This is a genomic window from Marinobacter koreensis (assembly GCF_023156285.1).
Taxonomy (GTDB): domain Bacteria; phylum Pseudomonadota; class Gammaproteobacteria; order Pseudomonadales; family Oleiphilaceae; genus Marinobacter; species Marinobacter koreensis.
The window spans coordinates 898,880-917,955 of the sequence record NZ_JAKZAJ010000001.1 but is presented as its reverse complement, the minus strand read 5'-3'; the positions used below and the strand labels follow the sequence as shown (position 1 = coordinate 917,955).

15 protein-coding genes are annotated in these 19,076 nt (G+C 58.6%); 5 read left to right on the top strand and 10 right to left on the bottom strand.

The features are described 5' to 3' along the window. Positions 1-157: 157 nt before the first annotated feature. Both MLD04_RS04415 and glpD read left to right on the top strand, forming a co-directional pair. Positions 158-916 carry a DeoR/GlpR family transcriptional regulator gene (locus MLD04_RS04415; RefSeq protein ID WP_248155103.1) on the top strand — a complete coding sequence of 253 codons (759 nt, stop codon included), beginning with the start codon at positions 158-160 and terminating at the stop codon, positions 914-916. Between the two features lie 166 nt (positions 917-1,082). Continuing rightward, entirely contained in the window at positions 1,083-2,630 is a 1,548-nt protein-coding gene (gene glpD / locus MLD04_RS04410) for a glycerol-3-phosphate dehydrogenase (RefSeq protein WP_248155101.1), read from the top strand. On the opposite strand, the gene MLD04_RS04405 is transcribed toward glpD, so the two are convergent. After that, entirely contained in the window at positions 2,606-3,235 is a 630-nt protein-coding gene (locus MLD04_RS04405; RefSeq protein WP_248155099.1) for a uracil-DNA glycosylase family protein, read from the bottom strand. The genes glpD and MLD04_RS04405 overlap by 25 nt on opposite strands. 83 nt (positions 3,236-3,318) lie before the next feature. Here MLD04_RS04405 and MLD04_RS04400 point away from each other — a divergent pair, with 83 nt between their 5' ends. Further along, positions 3,319-4,053, top strand: a complete 735-nt coding sequence (locus MLD04_RS04400; RefSeq protein WP_248155096.1) for a nitroreductase family protein — start codon at positions 3,319-3,321, stop codon at positions 4,051-4,053. A gap of 27 nt (positions 4,054-4,080) precedes the next feature. Here the strand turns inward: MLD04_RS04400 and glk are convergent, their stop codons facing one another. Further along, positions 4,081-5,043, bottom strand: a complete 963-nt coding sequence (gene glk, locus MLD04_RS04395; RefSeq protein WP_248155094.1) for a glucokinase — start codon at positions 5,041-5,043, stop codon at positions 4,081-4,083. Beyond that, on the bottom strand, positions 5,040-6,860 hold the full coding sequence (edd, locus tag MLD04_RS04390; RefSeq protein WP_248155092.1) for a phosphogluconate dehydratase: 1,821 nt from the start codon (positions 6,858-6,860) through the stop codon (positions 5,040-5,042). Before edd ends, glk begins: the two co-directional genes overlap by 4 nt. Positions 6,861-7,106: 246 nt before the next feature. On the opposite strand from edd, the gene pyk reads away from it, so the two are divergent. Then, positions 7,107-8,555, top strand: a complete 1,449-nt coding sequence (pyk, locus tag MLD04_RS04385; RefSeq protein ID WP_248155090.1) for a pyruvate kinase — start codon at positions 7,107-7,109, stop codon at positions 8,553-8,555. 60 nt (positions 8,556-8,615) lie between these two features. Here pyk and MLD04_RS04380 read toward each other — a convergent pair whose 3' ends face one another. The 3 genes from MLD04_RS04380 to zwf are packed head-to-tail and all read right to left on the bottom strand — an operon-like array spanning position 8,616 to position 11,444. Beyond that, a complete protein-coding gene (locus tag MLD04_RS04380; RefSeq protein ID WP_248155088.1) occupies positions 8,616-9,263 on the bottom strand; it encodes a bifunctional 4-hydroxy-2-oxoglutarate aldolase/2-dehydro-3-deoxy-phosphogluconate aldolase in 648 nt (215 codons plus the stop codon). Then, positions 9,260-9,982, bottom strand: a complete 723-nt coding sequence (pgl, locus tag MLD04_RS04375) for a 6-phosphogluconolactonase (RefSeq protein WP_248155086.1) — start codon at positions 9,980-9,982, stop codon at positions 9,260-9,262. Before pgl ends, MLD04_RS04380 begins: the two co-directional genes overlap by 4 nt. Then, positions 9,969-11,444 (bottom strand): glucose-6-phosphate dehydrogenase, encoded by a 1,476-nt coding sequence (zwf, locus tag MLD04_RS04370; RefSeq protein WP_248155084.1) that lies wholly within the window; start codon positions 11,442-11,444, stop codon positions 9,969-9,971. The genes pgl and zwf overlap by 14 nt, the downstream gene beginning before the upstream one ends. 207 nt (positions 11,445-11,651) lie before the next feature. On the opposite strand from zwf, the gene MLD04_RS04365 reads away from it, so the two are divergent. Beyond that, entirely contained in the window at positions 11,652-12,524 is an 873-nt protein-coding gene (locus MLD04_RS04365) for a MurR/RpiR family transcriptional regulator (protein ID WP_008938684.1), read from the top strand. A gap of 107 nt (positions 12,525-12,631) precedes the next feature. Here the strand turns inward: MLD04_RS04365 and MLD04_RS04360 are convergent, their stop codons facing one another. From MLD04_RS04360 to clpX, 4 genes are all read right to left on the bottom strand, one after another. Next, the gene (locus MLD04_RS04360; RefSeq protein WP_248155082.1) at positions 12,632-14,485 is read right to left on the bottom strand and encodes a SurA N-terminal domain-containing protein; all 1,854 of its coding nucleotides are present in this window, start codon (positions 14,483-14,485) and stop codon (positions 12,632-12,634) included. A 150-nt stretch (positions 14,486-14,635) separates the two neighbouring features. Continuing rightward, on the bottom strand, positions 14,636-14,908 hold the full coding sequence (locus MLD04_RS04355; RefSeq protein WP_008174603.1) for an HU family DNA-binding protein: 273 nt from the start codon (positions 14,906-14,908) through the stop codon (positions 14,636-14,638). Positions 14,909-15,146: 238 nt separating this feature from the next. After that, positions 15,147-17,564 (bottom strand): endopeptidase La, encoded by a 2,418-nt coding sequence (gene lon / locus MLD04_RS04350; protein ID WP_248155080.1) that lies wholly within the window; start codon positions 17,562-17,564, stop codon positions 15,147-15,149. Between the two features lie 184 nt (positions 17,565-17,748). Further along, entirely contained in the window at positions 17,749-19,032 is a 1,284-nt protein-coding gene (gene clpX / locus MLD04_RS04345; RefSeq protein ID WP_248155078.1) for an ATP-dependent Clp protease ATP-binding subunit ClpX, read from the bottom strand. Positions 19,033-19,076: the final 44 nt, after the last annotated feature.

Here is a 19,076-nt window from a genome sequence, read left to right as displayed (position 1 = left end):
GGCCCGGCTGACCGATGGGGGCCGCAAACCAGCCCCCATCGGCTGCCAACAGTGAGCCTGATCCCCGGCAAGCTGCATCCGTCCCCCAAAACCACTACACTCCCCGGATGTCCTGACCCGACAAACCGCCTTACCCTGCCCGCCACGGAGACATTGCATGGCACAGCACCGCAGACAGGACCGGATCCTGGAAATGATACGGGAGCACGGATTCGTGACCACCGACCAGCTGGTCGATACCTTTCACGTGACGCCCCAGACCATCCGTCGGGACCTGAACGAACTGGCACGCCAGAACCTGCTGAGACGCCACCACGGGGGCGCCGGGATTGATTCCAGCACGGCAAACACCGAGTACCAGACCCGCAAGATCATGGATCTGGAAGCCAAGGAACGCATCGCCGAATCCCTGGTGGAAATGATCCCCGACAATGCCTCCATGTTCATTAACATCGGCACCACCACCGAGACCATTGCCCGGGCCCTGCTGAAGAAAAATAACCTCCAGGTCGTTACCAACAACCTGCACGTCGCCTCCATTCTCTCGGCAAAGGAAGACTTCCACATCATCATCGCCGGCGGGGAGGTCAGAAACCGGGACGGAGGCATCGTGGGCGAGGCCACGCGGGATTTTATCAATCAGTTCAAAATGGACTTTGGAATCATCGGTATCAGTGGCATCCACTCGGACGGCTCTTTGCTGGACTTTGACTACCGCGAAGTCCGTGTCGCGCAGGCCATCATTGCCAACTCCGATCAGGTCCTGCTGGCCGCCGACCATACCAAGTTCGGCCGGAAGGCCATGGTCCGCCTTGGCACGATCACCCAGGCCGACCACGTCTTTACCGACGCCCCGCCTCCCAAGGCTCTCCGGGCCATGCTGGCCGAAAACGACATCCAGCTGCACGTCGTCTGAGCTCCCTCCTTCTACTCCAAAACGACGACTCATGCTCAAAAATGTTCGTTTATGTTCTTTATTTTCTTTTTCGAAAAACTTAACATTGAAGGCATACGCTGTTCGAACCTCTTGCACCGTCGAACAGTCAGTGTGAAACCAACGTTTGTCGCAGGAGCGTATTTCAATGACCAGGGATCAGCAGGAGTTCGACGTCGTCGTCGTCGGTGGCGGGGTGAACGGCGTGGGTATCGCCATGGATGCCGCCGGACGGGGTCTCAAGGTGCTTCTGTGCGAGATGAACGATCTGGCCTCGGCCACCTCGTCATCGAGTAGCAAGCTCATCCATGGCGGCCTGCGTTACCTGGAACACTATGAGTTCCGGCTTGTTCGCGAAGCGCTGGCTGAGCGGGAGTCGCTCCTCAGGAACGCGCCCCACATCATGTGGCCCATGCGCTTCCGCCTCCCCTATCGCCCCCACCTGAGACCGGCCTGGATGATACGCACCGGACTGTTCCTTTACGACCATCTGGCTAAACGGGAGTTGCTTCCCGGCTCAAGGTCGATTCGTTTTGACAGTTCCGATCCGCTCAAACCCGAGATCAGGAAAGGTTTCGAGTATTCCGACGGCTGGGTCGACGATGCCCGGCTTGTTGTGCTCACTGCGCAGAAAGCCCGGGAACTGGGCGCCAGCATCCGGACCCGCACCAAATGCGTCCGGGCGGAACGGGGATCAACCCACTGGAACGTTACTCTCCAGGACATGCGCAACGGATTGGAGCAACACATTACTGCCCGGACCGTGGTCAACGCGACAGGTCCCTGGGTCAGCCGACTGTTTGGCGAAGCGCTGTCGATGCGTGCCCCCAAAATGATCCGTATGGTGAAAGGCAGTCATATCGTGGTGCCGCGACTCAACAAGGGGCAGGAAGCCTATATCCTGCAAAATGCGGATGACCGCATCGTCTTCGTCATTCCCTATGAGGATCACTTTTCTCTGGTTGGCACCACAGACGTGGACTATCAGGGCGATCCATCCAAAGCCACCATCTCCGCCGAAGAGACCACGTATCTGTTGAACATTGTGAACGACCACTTCCAACATCAGCTCACGCCAAGTGATGTGGTCTGGTCCTACTCCGGTGTCCGCCCCCTGATGGACGATGAGGAAGGCGATGCCCAGAAGGCCTCCAGGGATTACAGCTTTGAGGTCAACCGGGATAAAGGACTCGCCCCGCTTATCTCGGTTTTCGGCGGCAAGATAACCACCTATCGGAAACTGGCGGAAGCCGCCACCAACAAGTTGTGCCAGTTCTTTCCGGGCTGCGGTGAGCCCTGGACCAAACACGCTGCCCTGCCCGGCGGGGACTTTGACAGCCAGGAAGCGCTGGCGGCGAGACTGAAAGCCGACTTCCCCTGGCTTTCGGAGTCGCTCAACCGCCGGCTGGTACGTACCTATGGCACCGCCTGTTATCAATTCCTCTCGGGCCACCAGTCCATGGATGAGCTGGGGCAACACTTCGGCGGCACACTCTATCGTGCCGAGGTGGATTACCTGATCGAACAGGAGTGGGCCCTGACCACCGACGACATACTCTGGCGCCGAACGAAACAGGGACTCTACGCCTCCGAGTCGGATGTCGCGGCCCTGAATCGGTATCTTGCCGAGGCCATCTCCTCACCGGCTCCACGACAAACCGCCAGCGACCCTCAGGTTTCCGGCGTCGGACTCTGATCGAAGGGCTTGTTCAGGACTTCCGAAATCCGGTTCTGGAGCGCCGGAACGACCTCTTGCTCAAACCAGGGATTGCGCCGCAACCACAGGTTGTTTCTGGGGCTCGGATGGGGCATGGGCACAAGCCGGGGCCAGTATTCCCGCCAGGCCCGGACGTTCTCGGTCAGTGAGGCCCGGGACTTTCCGATATGCCAGGCATGTGCGTACTGGCCTATCACAAGAGTGAGCTCGATATTGGTCAGGCGACTCAGAAGCTCATCCCGCCAGGTTGCCGCACATTCCGGTCTCGGAGGCAGATCGCCTGATTTCCCGGTGCCCGGATAGCAAAACCCCATGGGCAGGATGGCCAATCGGGATTCGTCATAGAACGTATCGCGGGTCACTCCCATCCACTGCCGCAGGCGATCACCGCTGGGATCATTGAAGGGCAAGCCGGTCTCGTGAACCCGGCGTCCGGGTGCTTGCCCGACCACAAGTATGCGGGAGGTTTCACTCAGCTGGACGACGGGGCGCGGTTCCCGGGGCAACACGTCTGCGCAGAGGGTGCAGGCCCGCACCTGTCGGACCAGTGCATCAAACGACAGTGTCTGGAGAGGATTGGTCATGGGATCTGGTGGTTACGGCAATTGCATCCAGCGACATTTATCGCAACCATAGGTCGATCCGTTCAAGACCACAAGGCCAGGACATGAATGCCAAAACAGATCCGGTTTCCAACACCCACGCCAATGCATTCAGAGAGATCGTCCGAAGCCGCCGTTCTGTCAGGCGATTTACCGGGGAACCCATTCCTCCGGAGGTGCTGCAGGATTGCCTGGAACTGGCAACTCTGGCACCCAACTCCAGCAATCTTCAGCCCTGGTCATTCCATGTGGTGCAGACGCCTGCCCTGAAGGCCCAACTGGCGGAGGCCTGTCTCGGTCAGAACGCCGCCCGCACCGCGCCGGTTCTGATTGCCATTGTTGCCAGGCCTCTATCGTGGGAGCAGCACGCGCAGCGTGTGCTGGATGAGTGGCCGGAGGAACGCATTCCGGACATTGTGAAACGTTATTACCAGAAGGTCGCGCCCCTGCATTACCGTCAGGGGCCGTTGGGGATTTTCGGGCTTGCCAAGAAGGCGGTCGGACTCGTGGCCGGCCTGAAGCGTCCCGTACCGAGAGGCCCCTACTCACCGGCAGAGATGAAAATCTGGGCCACCAAGTCGACTGCGTTGGCCGCTGAGAATCTGATGCTGGCGCTCAGGGCCCATGGCTTTGATTCCTGTCCGATGGAAGGGTTTGACGAATGCCGGGTGAAAAAACTGCTCGGACTCCAGCGCAGCGAGTTGGTGGTCATGGTGCTTGCCGCGGGCCGACGGGGCGAGAAAGGCGTCTATAATCGCCAGCACCGCTTTACCGGCGAAGATATCATCCGGTACCGGTAACCTCATACACCGGACTTCCTGGCCCCATCAGAGCTCAGGGTTGGCCAATGCTTCTGCCGCGCCACGAAGACCGGTGTAGGGGTCTGTCACCACATAAACCGGCGTGGATTCCAGCAACGGACGCATCCGGCCCTTATCCTCAAAGCCCGAACGAAACGGACTTGCCAGGAAAAAATCGAGGAACCGCGGCACCATGCCGCCGCAGAGGTAAACGCCGCCCAGACTCCCCAGCGTGAGGACTGCGTTACCAGCGGTTCGTCCCAGTAGTTCACAGAAATGATTGAGGGTATCCCGCGCCAGCGCATCCTGACGCTCCGCCGCCACGGTAATTTTCTCGGGGGATTCCAGCGGTGCCGGAAGGTCCAGTACTTCGGCACGGGCCCGATAGAGATTGAGCAGGCCCTCGCCGCACAGCAGGCGCTCCACTGAAACCCTGCCAAATCTTGCCTTCAGCACCCGCAGAACCTCGAACTCCAGGTCGTTGGTGGGGGCAAAATCAACATGACCACCTTCGGTCACCAGTGGCACCCAGCCGCCCCGGATGGGCACCAGACCGGAAACGCCCAGCCCTGTGCCCGGCCCTATCACCAGAATGGGCCTCCTCGGATCGCCCGGACCACCACAGACCGGCACGAGGTGTTTTCGGCCCACGTGGAGCACACCGAGCGCCATGGCGGTGAAATCGTTCACAACCTTGAAGGTCCGCCAGCCAAACCGCCCCCGCATTTCTTCGATATCGAATTGCCAGTCGCTGTTGGTCAGTTTTACGCGGGAACCCTTTACCGGCGAGGCAACCGCGAGACAGACACGACTCACCCCGTTCACACCCAGGCTTCGAAGGTAATCCTCGATCGCGTGATCGAGGTTGTCGAAGTCGGCACAGGGCAACGCCCTTATTGCGCGGGGCTCTGCCTCGCCCTCCTCGACCAGCGCAAACCGGGCGTTGGTACCGCCAATATCGCCTATCAGTGAAACGTTACCGAACGTCATGCATCGTGATTCCAGAAAAAGCTGGCCCCTTCCTCCGGTGTGCTGGCCGAACGGCGAAGCCAACCGAACAACTCCCGACCGTATCCGTGATGGCTGGCCTTAAGGTCTGCGCCAGCCGGTTCCCTCGCGGCAAATTCCGCCTCGTCCACATCGACAGTCAGGGACCCGGCCTCTGCATCCAGGAGGATCATATCGCCATGCCTCACCCGTGCCAGTGGTCCGCCGTCCAGGGCCTCCGGGTAGACATGAATCGCGGCAGGCACTTTGCCGGACGCGCCAGACATCCGCCCATCCGTCACGAGCCCCACCTGGAATCCCCGATCCTGGAGAACGCCAAGGTAAGGTGTCAGCTTGTGCAATTCCGGCATGCCGTTGGCCCTCGGTCCCTGGAAACGCACGACCACCACGCAGTCACGATCCAGATCACCGGCTTCAAACGCCGCTTTCAGTTCATTCTGATCATGGAACACCACCGCCGGAGCGCGCACGGTCCGATGTTCGGGGGCAACGGCAGAAACCTTGATAATCCCGCGCCCCAGGTTCCCGTCGAGAACCTTCAGCCCCCCGTTGGGGGCAAAAGGCTCCGCCGCACTGCTCAGCACTTCCGGGCGTCGACTCTCCGAGACAGCGGGCGTCCAGGTGAGCGCTCCATCGGTCAGTTCGGGCATTCGGGCATACTGCTCCAGACCATGGCCAATTACCGTTTCCACATCGTCATGGAGATACCCGCCATTCAAGAGTTCCCGAATCAGGTAAGGTGTACCGCCGGCCTCGTTAAACGCATTCACATCTTCCTCGCCGTTCGGATAGATACGGGTCATCGACGGCACCACCGACGACAGTTCCGCATAGTCGTTCCAGTCAATAATGATGCCGGCTGCCCTGGCAATCGCAATCCAGTGAATCGTATGGTTGGTTGAACCACCGGTCACCAGCAGCGCCACCAATGCATTGACGATGGCTTTCTCATCCACCATGTCGCCCAGACCCAACGTGCCTCCGTGGGGCTTTGACAACCGGATGACCTGTTCGGTCGCAGCCCTGGTGAGCGCATCCCGTAATTCAGTGCCCGGATGCACGAATGCCGCACCGGGCAAATGCAGCCCCATCACCTCCACCAACAGTTGATTGCTGTTGGCCGTGCCATAGAAGGTGCAGGTACCCGGACTGTGGTAGGACTGGCTTTCAGCCTCAAGCAGTTCGTCCTTGCCGATTTTTCCCTCCGCATAGAGTTGTCGGATTCGCTGCTTTTCCTTGTTGGGCAGTCCGGATGGCATCGGGCCGGCAGGCACAAGGATCGTCGGAAGGTAACCAAAACTGAGCGCACCGATCAGCAGGCCCGGCACGATCTTGTCACAGATACCCAGAAGCAGAGTGGCATCGAACATATTGTGGCTCAGCGCCACGGCGGTACTCATGGCGATGGTATCCCGGGAAAACAGACTCAGTTCCATGCCCGGCTGGCCCTGCGTCACCCCGTCACACATGGCCGGGGTGCCCCCTGCGAATTGCGCAACCGACCCCATCCCGTGGGCCGCCTCCCGGATGACATCGGGAAACGTCTGATAGGGCTGATGGGCCGACAGCATGTCGTTGTACGCCGAGACAATGGCCACATTCGCCTTGTTCATGAATTTGAGCGTGTCCTTGTCCGACTGGGGACAGGCAGCAATACCATGGGCCAGGTTTCCGCAGGACAACGAACTTCGATGGGGAGAGAGTGCCTTGAGCGCGTCCATCCGGCCCAGATAGTCTTCCCTGGTGCCACGGCTGCGTTCTATGATTCGCTGAGTGACCTTTTCAATGGTGGGATGCATGATGAACTCCGTTGCTTTGTCCGATGAGACGTCGCCAATGCCGTAAGTTTACTTTCTTTTTAAAAGCCCCACAGAAAGTATCATTCATCGATTCAGATTTTGTTGATATATTTACTACATAATCGAACCACGTGGCTCTCATCGCCAATAACACAGCCGGGAAATGATCGCTCCGTGTTCAGGATACCTGCGATCAATGTACCACTGGTCGATCCAGGCTTCATAAACAACCTTAAGGAATGCACCATGCTCAGGCGCACCAAGATTGTCGCCACCCTCGGCCCCGCCACCGACTCCCCCGAGGCACTCGCTGCCATTATCCGGGCCGGGGTCGACGTCACGCGACTCAACTTTTCCCACGGCAGTGCAGAAGAACACATCGAGCGGGCCCAGCGCGTTCGGCAGGCCGCCGCGGCAGAGGGTCGCTTCGTCGCCCTGCTCGCCGATCTGCAGGGACCAAAGCTCCGGATCGCCCGCTTCGCTGACAACAAGGTCACGCTTGAAGCCGGCCAGACCTTCGTGCTTGACGCCAGCATGAACAAGGAAGAAGGCACCCGCGACCGCGTGGGCATCGACTATGAGCAGCTGATTGACGACGTAGCGCCCGGCGACGTCCTGGTACTGGATGATGGCCGGATCGAGATGGAGGTGCAGTCGGTAGACGCCCACAGTATTACCTCTCGAGTGCTGATCGGCGGCCCGCTCTCGAACAACAAGGGGCTGAACAAACGTGGCGGCGGGCTTTCCGCCGACGCTCTGACCGAGAAGGACAAGCAGGACATTGTGACCGCGGCCAGGCTGGGCGCCGATTATGTCGCCGTTTCCTTCGTCCGTACGGCAGAGGACATGCATACAGCCCGGCGGCTTCTGCAGGACGCCGGTTCGGAGGCCGGACTGGTTGCCAAGATCGAACGGGCGGAACTGGCCCATGACGAGGCTGCCCTCGACGCGGTTATCGAGGCGTCTGACGCGGTCATGGTGGCCCGAGGCGATCTTGCGGTGGAAATCGGCGATGCCGAACTCGTCGGGGTTCAGAAGCACATTATCGCCCGAGCCCGCTCCCTGAACCGGGCCGTCATCACCGCCACCCAGATGATGGAATCGATGATCACCAATCCGATGCCAACCCGGGCCGAAGTGTCGGATGTAGCGAACGCCGTGATGGATTATACCGACGCCGTCATGCTCTCGGCCGAAACCGCTGTCGGCGATTATCCGACGGAAGCGGTGGAAGCCATGGTTCGAATCTGCGTGGGCGCCGAGAAACACCCCTCCATGCATCAGTCCAAGCACCGGATCCACGAAAGTATGGAACGCGTGGACGAAGCCATCGCCCTGTCAGCGATGTACGCCGCCAATCATCTCGAAGGCGTCAACGCCATCATCTGCATGACAGAGACCGGCGCAACGCCGCGACTGATGTCACGGATCAAGTCGAGTCTGCCCATCTTCGCTTTTTCCCGCCACCATTCGACCCAACACCGGGTCGTTCTGTATCGGGGCGTACAGACGGTCCCGTTTGATTCTGCCGAAGTGCCCCATGAGCAAACCAATGCCAGGGCCGTCGCGGAATTGGTGAACCGGAAGATCGTCAAGGAAGGCGACCTGGTGGTTATGACCAAGGGCGACTATGCCAATGCCCAGGGAGGCACCAACAGCATGAAGATTGTTCGGGTAGGACCGGACATTCGCTAGTGCCGAAAAATGACCGGGCCGTTCAACCCCGACACGGCGGCTGAGCGGCCTGGCACCGGATCAGAGATCCGCCAGGCTTCCCCTCGCAACTTCCTCGATCTGCGCCCAGTCTTTCTGCGCCACCACATCGTCCGGCGTCAGCCACGAGCCACCTACGGCTTTCACGTTCCCGAGAGCCAGGTAATCCTTTGCCGTTGCACGTCGAATCCCACCAGTGGGACAAAACACCACCTCGGGAAAAGGGCCACGGAACGACTTCAACGCAGCCACTCCCCCGGAAACCTCAGCCGGAAAGAACTTGAAAGCCCGGTACCCGTGTTGGTAGCCCATCATCAATTCAGAGACCGTGGCAATGCCAGGCAACAGAGGCGCGGCGGAGGTTACCCCGAATTCCAGCAGCGATTCGGTTACGCCCGGCGTTATCACGAACTGGGCGCCGGCCGACTCAACCTGGCGATACTGCTCAACACTGGTGACGGTACCGGCCCCCACCCAGGCTTCGGGAATGGCGGCACGAACGGCTTCAATAGCGCGCAGACCATGCTCGGTCCTGAGCGTGATCTCCAGTACTGAAATACCGCCTGCCACCAGAGCCCGGCAAAGCGGGATTGCGTCTTCAGGATCGCGGATGGCAATAACCGGTATCAGGAGCGAGGCCCCGAGAACAGACTGAATGCGATCGCGGTGGTAATCAGACAGCTGGCTCATGATGGACTCCAGTAAATCTTCAGGCCCGGCCGGAGAAAGCCTCGAACAGGCATTTCCATAACGCCTTCCGTATGTGCCATCGCCTCCTGAAGCGTCGCGAGCTTGTCCTTGCCCCGCAGGTGTAGGGCCACGAACCGGGCGGAACTCAGAAAACGATAAGTCAATGTAATGCGACGCTGTGGCTGGGATGCAGGGGTGGCGACAACCACTCTTTCGTCGTTGTCAGGATCCATCGCCGCCGACAGCTCCGGGGCATCGGGAAACAACGACGCAGTATGGCCGTCGTTGCCCATACCAAGCACCACGACATCCGGAGGTTCGATCAGCCCGGCAAGGCACCGCCGGGCCTCTGCCAAACCCTCCTCCGGCGTTGCTCCGGGATGTTTGAGCGGCAGAAAGCGCGCGCCAATGGCTCGGTCACGCAACAAATGTTCCTTCACAAGCGCGGTATTGCTGGCCGGATCGTCCTCCGGAACCCAGCGTTCATCCGCCAGAACAACATCCACCCGATCCCAGTCCAGCCTCTTCCTGCAGAGGGCGTGGAAAAATGGCAGGGGTGTCGAGCCCCCGGATACCACAAGACTTGCCCTGGGAGCGCTGGAAAGCCGTTCGGCGAGAAACCCGGCAACAGCATCGGCAAGCTGCTCGCCCACCTCATTCGGGGTCCGACCCACATGACTCTCGATGCCATCGGGCAGATGCAGCTCAGACATCTTCATACCAGCTCCTGCCATCCCGGGTGATCATCGCAATGGAAGCCACCGGCCCCCAGGTACCGGCAGCGTAGCGCTTGGGCGGCTCACCACTGTCCCGCCAGTTCCGAATGACCTGATCGACCCATCGCCAGGCATACTCCACCTCGTCACGACGGACAAACAGGTACTGATTGCCTTTCATGACCTCCCACAGCAAGCGCTCGTAGGCATCGGGGATTCGGTCCGTTTCGAAGGTCTCCGAGAAGGTCAGCTCCAAAGGGCCTTGTCGAAGCCGCATCCCCTTATCCAGGCCATGATCCTTGGTGAGGATTCTCAGGGACATCCCTTCATCGGGCTGCAGGCGGATAATCAGCTTGTTATTGGCCAGGTGCTTCTGGTCCGGGTCGAAGATGTAGTGCGGCGCCGGCTTGAAATGAATAATAATCTGGGACAGCTTCTCGGGCAGGCGTTTGCCAGTGCGAATGTAGAAGGGCACCCCCGACCACCGCCAGTTTTCAATTTCGGCCTTCAGGGCAACAAAGGTCTCGGTCTCGCTGCCCTTGTTGGCGCCCTCCTCTTCAAGATATCCGGGCACCGGTTTTCCATCGCTGGTGCCGGCGGTGTACTGACCACGAACCACGTAACTGTCCATCATGTCCGGACGAATCGTTTTCAATGCCTTCAGGACCTTCACCTTCTCATCGCGGAGACTGTCGGCCGACAGATCGGCTGGCGGATCCATGGCAATCAGGCAAAGCAACTGGAGGAGGTGGTTCTGCACCATATCGCGGATCTGGCCAGCTTTGTCGAAGTAGCCCCAGCGACCCTCTATGCCCACACTCTCCGCCACCGTGATTTCCACGTGAGAGATGTGATTCTGATCCCACTGGGAGGCAAACAGGTTGTTGGCGAACCTTAAGGCAATCAGGTTCTGGACCGTCTCCTTGCCGAGATAATGGTCGATCCGGAAAAGTTGATTTTCGCTGTAGACTTCACCCAGCTCGTCATTGATCACCTTTGAAGACTCAAGGTCATGACCAATGGGCTTTTCCACCACCACACGGGTATTCTCGTTGCAGCAACTGGCTGCCTTGAGGTTTCTCGCGATGACCCCGTACATGGCCGGCGGCGTCGCCATATAGACGATCAGTTCATTGTCCGGCCTGTCCCGCCACGTCTGTAACACGTCATAGCCAGCCGGATCCGTGAAATCGAGGAGCCGGTATTCCACCCGTTCCAGGAAGCTGCGGGCAACCCCGGCATCAAACTCCGCGGGCTTCACATAACGCTTCAGGTTCTCGAACAGCTGATCTCGAAATTCGTCGGTCCCCATGTCCCTGCGCGCCAGAGCGAGCACCCGACTTTCCCGAGCAAGCAACCCCCCGCACTCGAGCTGGTACAATGCCGGAAACAGCTTCCGCTGGGCCAGATCACCGACGGCGCCAAACAGCATGAGATCGCAGCGCGTATCGCTCGTTTTGACCATCGAGTCACTCTCCCCGCCTTTGCCTCACCAAGCCGACATACCAACCGGAGGCCATGTGTAGTAATATTAAACAAATAGTGTCATTCCAGATCCTTGAATCCAAGGATTTTCACTGACAATGACACATTTACTACCCGACCATACGCCTGAAAGCAGCACAGTCGGCCTTTTTATCACCATGACAACCGAAGCAGGGAGTATCCTTCCATGGCGGCGACCCCCGCGCACCGTGACGACAACCTTCTGGAAGACATCCAGGCTCGGCTGGACAGCCTCAACAAATCCGAACGCAAGGTAGCAGAAGCCATCCTTCGGGATCCCAGCGCAGCGACTCGTTACAGCATTGCCGCACTGGCCCGGGCGGCCGATGTCAGCGAACCGACCGTCAACCGCTTCTGCCGCGGCTTCTCCGCCACCGGTTTTCCCGACTTCAAAATCCGGCTTGCCCAGAGCATTGCCACCGGAACGCCCTACGTCGGCCAGAACGTCGAACCGGACGATACGGTCGCGGAGTTCGCAGACAAAATCATGCTGAGCACGATCGCCAGCCTCGACAAGGCCCGGCAATCCCTAGACCCGAAGGCCCTGGCCAGCGTTATCGACTATCTGATACAGGCCAAGCAGATCAACTTCTTCGGCATGGGTGGCTCGGCCTCCGTCGCTCTTGATGCCCAGCACAAGTTTTTCCGATTCAATATTCCGGTCATGTCCTACGACGACGCCCTGATGCAGCGCATGGTGGCCGCAGGCGCCCAGGTCGGTGACGTGATCGTTCTCATCTCCTACACCGGGCGCACCAAGGAAACGGTCGACATTGCCAGACTTGCCCGGAGCAATGGCGCAACCGTCATCGGCATTACCAATCCCGACTCGCCTCTCTCCGAGTGCTGCACCGAGGTTCTGGGGGTCACGGCACCCGAAGACACGGAGGTGTATATGCCGATGTCCTCGCGGATCATCCATCTCACCGTCATCGACATTCTCGCAACCGGCGTGACTCTCAAGCGAGGCAAGGACTTTCTCGGCCACCTCAAAAAAATCAAGGAGAGCCTGAAGGCGACCCGTTTCCCACAGAACTGACCAGGATTGCTTTTCAAATTAGCAGAGTTTTGCCGGGTCTGACGACTCAAAAACACAAAGGGCGCCGAAATGGCGCCCTTTGTGTTTTGCGACCGAAGCGAGGCCTCTTATGGGCGCTCGACCTCCGCTCGCTTACGCAGCATCTGCTGGTAAGCCGTGTAATCCCGCTGCCCTTCGAGGGAAGACAGGAACCGGTAAAGGCGCTTGTATTCTTCGCTGTCCTTATCCACCTTACCCTGATTAACGGCATCCAGCTCGATCACGCTCGCCTGATCTGCATCAACAACCTTGCCAAAGCTCGGCTGATTCTCGGACGGACGAGGCAATGAGAACGCCGTCTGCAGAACCGGCGCAGGAAGGCCCGATGCGTTGCGGCCCTGGTCCGTATAATCGACCCACTCACCCGCTCCGATTTTATCCGCGCTCTTACCCTGCTTGAGATCAGAGATAATGGAATCCGCGCGCTGCGCCAGGGCCTCACGCGTCTTCTGTTCGACCAGGGTAGAACGCACCTGGTCTTTTACTGCATCCAGCTCCAGCTGCTTGGCCTCCCGGTGCGCCCGGACACGCGCGACCACGGACAGGTTGTCACCCACGTCAATCAGTTCGGTGTTATAGCCATCATTGAGCACATCGTCCGAGAACAACTGGCGGACGAGCCCGGGGTGATCGAAGGGTGCGGGACCACCGTCTCGGGTAATACCGGAAATCTCGCGGACCTCAAGCCCGAGTTCCTTTGCCGGCCCGGCCAGATCGTCCGCCGCATACGCGGAGTCAGCCAGCTTCGAGCGAACTTCCGCAAACTTGTCCTCGGCCTTCTTGCGCGCCAGCTCGGCACGAAGTTTGTCTTTCATCTCGTCAAATGACGGCACCTTGGAGCGACGAATGTCCTCGAGTTTGATCAGGTGAACGCCAAAGCGAGTTTTAACCGGCTCCGACACCTCGCCTTCCTTGAGGCCGAACAGGGCTTTTTCGAAATCGGGATCGTAGACGCCACGACCGGCGTACCCAAGCTCACCGCCCTTGTCGGCGGTCGCCGTATCGATGGAGTATTCCTTCGCCAGGTCGGCAAACGACTCCCCGTTTGCGAGCCGATCCTGGATCTTTGCAATCGTAGCGGACGCGTCCGGACCATCATTAATCAGAATGTGCGCGGCACGACGCTCCTCACGAGCCAGTCCATCTTTCTTCTGATCGTAATAGGCCTTCAGCTCGTCATCGCTCACGTCAATGCTGTCGGCCAGAGCGCCAACCGACAGGGCGATGTAGGCCGCATCGACCTGTTCTGGCTGCCGGAACTGGCTGGTGTGGCTGTCGTAGTAGTCCTGAATATCCCCATCGCTCACAGACACCTGGTCAGCGACGGCTTTCGCGGGAATGGTGAGCGCCCGGAAATCCCGGGTCTGGTTCTGGATCTGCAGCAACTGACTGGCGTTGGATTCGGTCGCGAGACCACTTTGCACAATGCCGTTGCGGATCTGGTTCACCACATACTGCTTGCGAAGGAGATTACGGAACTCCCCAATGCCCATTCCCATGTTCCGGACTGTCGCAGCAAAACGCTCACTGCTGTACTTTCCATCCACCTGGAACTGGGGCATCTGGCGGATCAGGGCGTCGATGTCGGAGTCGGACAGTTCAAGTCCCTGACTCGCTGCATCCTGAGTCAGTGTCTCTTCCCGGATAAGGTTCTCGAGAACATCCTTCCGGAGCTGATCTTCATTCAGCAGGGAGGGATCGGGCGTTTCCATCTGGGAAAGGCGGCGCTGCTTTTCGATCTGTACCGTGCGGAGAAACTCTCGTTCGGTAATATCCTGGCCGTTAACCGTGGCAACCTCCGGCTCACCGGAAAACCCGCCAATAATGGCGTCCATTCCCCAGATGGAAAGGGAAACGATTAGAACCACGATGATGATCTTGGCAATGGTACCCTGGGCATTATCCCGAATATCTTGAAGCATGTTTCTCCCGAATCCCCGTCAAGGTCGTGCGTTGTTTTCGGTTTGGTATTGGCTTGGAATGTGCTGAACGTAAAAAGGCGCACCCTGTTCGGAATGCGCCTTCAATTCTTCTTGGCGGCCTACCAGAGCAAACCGCCGGAGAAAGAACCGTTACTTAACGGCGTCTTTCAGGGCCTTGCCAGCTTTGAAACCAGGCACTTTGGAGGCCGGAATCTTGATCTCGGCACCAGTCTGCGGGTTACGACCGGTGCGGGCAGCACGCTCTTTGACAGAGAAGGTACCGAAGCCGATCAGGGTAACCTGATCACCTTTCTTGAGGGCACCGGTGATGGAGTTGGTCATGGCATCCAGAGCACGGCCAGCGGCGGCTTTGGAGATATCTGCGGACTCTGCAATTGCATCGATAAGTTCGGACTTGTTCACACTAAACCCCTTCGATTTCAGGTTGAAGATGTTATAGGTTGGTTTATTTTTTCGCGGACGTTCTCGACTATCGCATAAGCGGTCCGAGAATTCCATTCTTCAGTTTTGTTATTCCTTTCGGCTGTACACCGGTGTTCGGAATAGGCACATACTGCGCGGGAGCCCTTGGTATTGGCTGCTTCACGGCGAAACAGTTATACCAATGGGCTCTCTGGCATGTCAACAACTCATCATGGCTTTAATGCGTATTTATGCGCTCCGCCGCTTCACCTTCATCATCTCGCGGTTTTCCGGAACCGGTTTTTCCGGCCGGGGATTCCGCATGCGCTTCGGGCGGGTAAGCCAACGCGATATCCAGCACTTGATCAATCCAGGTCACCGGCCGGATATCCAGAGATTCCTTGATATTCTCTGGTATCTCCTTGAGATCACGGACGTTTTCTTCCGGAATGACAACCGTCTTGATGCCACCGCGATGGGCCGCCAGCAGCTTTTCCTTGAGCCCACCAATGGCCAACACGCGCCCTCTGAGAGTGATTTCCCCGGTCATCGCCACGTCGGCACGGACGGGTATCCGGGTCAGGGCTGACACCAGGGCGGTGCACATGCCGATACCGGCACTGGGACCGTCTTTCGGCGTCGCGCCTTCGGGAACGTGAACGTGCAGGTCGTGCTTCTCATGGAAATCGTTCGCAATTCCAAGGCCAGCTGCCCTGCTCCGGACCACGGTCAGTGCGGTCTGGATAGACTCCTGCATGACATCGCCGAGCGAGCCAGTCTTGACCACGCGGCCCTTGCCCGGAGTCAGCGCGCACTCGATGGTCAGCAACTCACCGCCAACCTGGGTCCACGCGAGGCCAGTGACCTGCCCGATCTGATCGCTCTCTTCAGCGAGCCCATACTTGAATTTCTTGACACCGGAGTAATCCTCGAGCATCTCCGGCGACAGGGTCACTGCAGCCTTCTCACCAGCCTCCACATGCTCACGAACCACCTTCCGGCAGATCTTGGCGATCTCCCGCTCAAGCCCGCGTACACCGGCTTCACGAGTGTAGTACCGGATCAGATCCCGAAGGGTCTCTTCAGGAATCTCCAACTCATCCTTGCGCAAACCGTTGGCCTTGATCTGCTTCGGCAACAGGTACCGCAGCGCAATATTGACCTTCTCGTCCTCGGTATAGCCCGGGATCCGGATGATTTCCATGCGATCCAGCAGTGCCGGCGGAATATCCATGGAGTTCGACGTACAGACGAACATGACATCCGAGAGGTCGTAATCCACTTCCAGGTAATGGTCGTTGAAGGTGTGGTTCTGCTCCGGGTCCAGCACTTCCAGCAGTGCCGAGGCCGGATCGCCGCGGTGATCCATGCCCATTTTGTCGATCTCGTCGAACAGGAACAGCGGGTTCTTCACACCCACTTTCGACAGCTTCTGGAGAAGCTTGCCAGGCAAGGCACCAATGTAGGTCTTGCGATGCCCGCGGATCTCGGCCTCGTCGCGAACGCCGCCGAGGGCCATCCGGGTGTATTTCCGATTGGTCGCCCTGGCAATGGACTGCCCCAGGGACGTCTTACCCACCCCTGGAGGCCCTACAAGACACAGCACCGGCCCTTTCACCTTCTTGACCCGGCTCTGGACCGCCAGATACTCAAGAATGCGTTTCTTGACCTCGTCCAGACCGTAATGGTCCCGATCCAGGATTTCCCGGGCCTTTTCAATGTCGTGCCGAACGCGGCTGCGCTTTTTCCAGGGGATAGCCAGCATCCAGTCGATGTAGCCGCGAACCACCGTCGCCTCGGCCGACATCGGCGACATCATCTTGAGCTTGTTCAGCTCCGCCTCGGTCTTCTTGCGGGCTTCTTCCGGCAGACCGGCTTCTTCGAGCTTGTTCTCAAGCTCCTCGAAATCGTTGTTGCCCTCACCGAGCTGGCCCATTTCCTTCTGGATGGCCTTCATCTGCTCATTGAGGTAATACTCGCGCTGACTGCGCTCCATCTGCTTCTTGACCCGGCCACGGATGCGCTTTTCGACCTCGATCAGATCGATCTCGCCATCCAACTTGCCGAGCAGGAGATCCACACGCTTGCGCACGTCGAGCGCTTCAAGCAGTTCCTGCTTCTCAGGAATCCGCATCTCGAGATGGGCCGCCATGGTATCGGCCAGACGCTCAAGCTCTTCGATGCCGGTCAGCGCATTCGACACTTCTGACGGCACTTTCTTCGAAAGCTTCACGAACTTCTCGAACTCGTCCATTAATGTCTTGACGAGTACGTCTTCTTCCCGTTCCGGCAATCCTTCTTCATCAAGCAGAATGGCTCCACCGGTCAGGTAGTCGCCTTCCTTGATATCCCGGATCGAGGCCCGGGCATTGCCTTCGACCAGCACCTTGACCGTACCATCCGGGAGCCGGAGCATCTGCAGGACAGTGGCCAGAGTGCCCATCTCGAACACATCTTTGGCACCAGGCTCATCAGTGGAGGCATCTTTCTGCGCCACCAGCAGGATTTCCTTACTGCCCTCCATGGCCGCTTCCAGCGCCTGGATGGATTTTTCACGGCCGACAAACAGCGGAACTACCATGTGCGGGAACACCACGACGTCCCTCAGCGGGAGTAACGGGTATTCTTGCACGGTATCTTCGGGTATCAGGGTCATAGGAATTCCTCTGACGGTATTTCTTTCAGCATATCACCCTTCATTGGGGCGCCAATGGAAATTGCAATCTTTTTACGAAACGAAACGGGCGGGTACATATACGGTGGGAAGGCCATACGAAAAGGGGGCGCAACCGCCCCCTTTTCAATGCCTCACGGCTGACTTCGATGGACAGACCAGTCGATCAGTCCTCGGGTACAGCCTTGGCGTGGTCCGAACTGGCGTAAATCTTGAACGGCTCGGAATCGCCCTTGATCACGCTTTCGTCAATCACCACCTTGCTGACATCATGCTCGGACGGAATCTGATACATGGTATCCAGCAGGGTCGCTTCCATAATCGACCGCAGGCCGCGGGCGCCGGTCTTCCGCTCCATCGCCTTACGCGCCACGGCACGCAGGGCGTCTTCCCGGAAATCAAGCTCCACGCCTTCCATATCAAACAGTTTCTGATACTGCTTGGTCAGCGCGTTCTTGGGCTGGGTCAGGATCTGCACGAGCGCATCTTCATCGAGCTCGGTCAGGGTCGCCACAACCGGCAGTCGGCCAACGAATTCCGGAATCAGGCCAAACTTCACCAGATCCTCGGTCTCGACATCCTTGATGATGTCCCCGGTTGCCTTGCTGTCGTCCTGGCTCTTGACCGTGGCCGAGAAGCCAATGGAACTGCGATCCGACCGTTCCTGAATCACCTTTTCCAGGCCGGCAAACGCACCACCGCAGATAAACAGCATGTTGGTGGTGTCCACTTGCAGGAATTCCTGCTGCGGATGTTTTCTACCACCTTGCGGCGGCACAGAAGCGACCGTCCCTTCGATCAGTTTCAGCAATGCCTGCTGAACACCTTCACCGGACACGTCACGGGTGATGGAAGGGTTGTCCGACTTTCGCGAAATCTTGTCGATTTCATCAATGTAGACGATGCCGCGCTGCGCCTTGTCGACGTCGTAGTCGCACTTCTGCAGCAGCTTCTGGATGATGTTCTCAACGTCCTCACCCACGTAGCCAGCTTCGGTGAGCGTCGTGGCATCAGCAATGGTGAACGGCACGTTCAGCATACGCGCCAGTGTCTCTGCCAGCAGCGTTTTACCGCTACCTGTCGGGCCGATCAGGAGAATGTTGCTTTTGCCAAGCTCGACATCGCTCTTGCCCTCACCGTAGCGCAACCGCTTATAGTGGTTGTATACAGCGACAGACAGCACCACCTTGGCCCGGTCCTGGCCGATGACGTACTCATCCAGCGTCTCCCGGATTTCCGCCGGTGACGGAAGGCGATCACTGCTCTCTTCCTCAGCGTTCTCCTGAATCTCCTCGCGGATGATGTCATTGCACAGGTCTACGCACTCGTCGCAGATGAACACCGAGGGCCCTGCGATGAGTTTCCGGACTTCATGCTGGCTCTTTCCACAAAACGAGCAGTACAGCAACTTGCCGTTATCGTCGCCTCTGCCGTTTCTTTCATCTGCCATTGAATTACCTCTGCTCTTTTACAGCCGGCGTTACTGGCTGATAC

Coding starts and splice junctions, on each gene's coding strand:
- MLD04_RS04415 (WP_248155103.1), top strand. CDS start 158: ATGGCACAGCACCGCAGACAGGACCGGATCCTGGAAATGATACGGGAG.
- glpD (WP_248155101.1), top strand. CDS start 1,083: ATGACCAGGGATCAGCAGGAGTTCGACGTCGTCGTCGTCGGTGGCGGG.
- MLD04_RS04405 (WP_248155099.1), bottom strand. CDS start 3,235: ATGACCAATCCTCTCCAGACACTGTCGTTTGATGCACTGGTCCGACAG.
- MLD04_RS04400 (WP_248155096.1), top strand. CDS start 3,319: ATGAATGCCAAAACAGATCCGGTTTCCAACACCCACGCCAATGCATTC.
- glk (WP_248155094.1), bottom strand. CDS start 5,043: ATGACGTTCGGTAACGTTTCACTGATAGGCGATATTGGCGGTACCAAC.
- edd (WP_248155092.1), bottom strand. CDS start 6,860: ATGCATCCCACCATTGAAAAGGTCACTCAGCGAATCATAGAACGCAGC.
- pyk (WP_248155090.1), top strand. CDS start 7,107: ATGCTCAGGCGCACCAAGATTGTCGCCACCCTCGGCCCCGCCACCGAC.
- MLD04_RS04380 (WP_248155088.1), bottom strand. CDS start 9,263: ATGAGCCAGCTGTCTGATTACCACCGCGATCGCATTCAGTCTGTTCTC.
- pgl (WP_248155086.1), bottom strand. CDS start 9,982: ATGAAGATGTCTGAGCTGCATCTGCCCGATGGCATCGAGAGTCATGTG.
- zwf (WP_248155084.1), bottom strand. CDS start 11,444: ATGGTCAAAACGAGCGATACGCGCTGCGATCTCATGCTGTTTGGCGCC.
- MLD04_RS04365 (WP_008938684.1), top strand. CDS start 11,652: ATGGCGGCGACCCCCGCGCACCGTGACGACAACCTTCTGGAAGACATC.
- MLD04_RS04360 (WP_248155082.1), bottom strand. CDS start 14,485: ATGCTTCAAGATATTCGGGATAATGCCCAGGGTACCATTGCCAAGATC.
- lon (WP_248155080.1), bottom strand. CDS start 17,564: ATGACCCTGATACCCGAAGATACCGTGCAAGAATACCCGTTACTCCCG.
- clpX (WP_248155078.1), bottom strand. CDS start 19,032: ATGGCAGATGAAAGAAACGGCAGAGGCGACGATAACGGCAAGTTGCTG.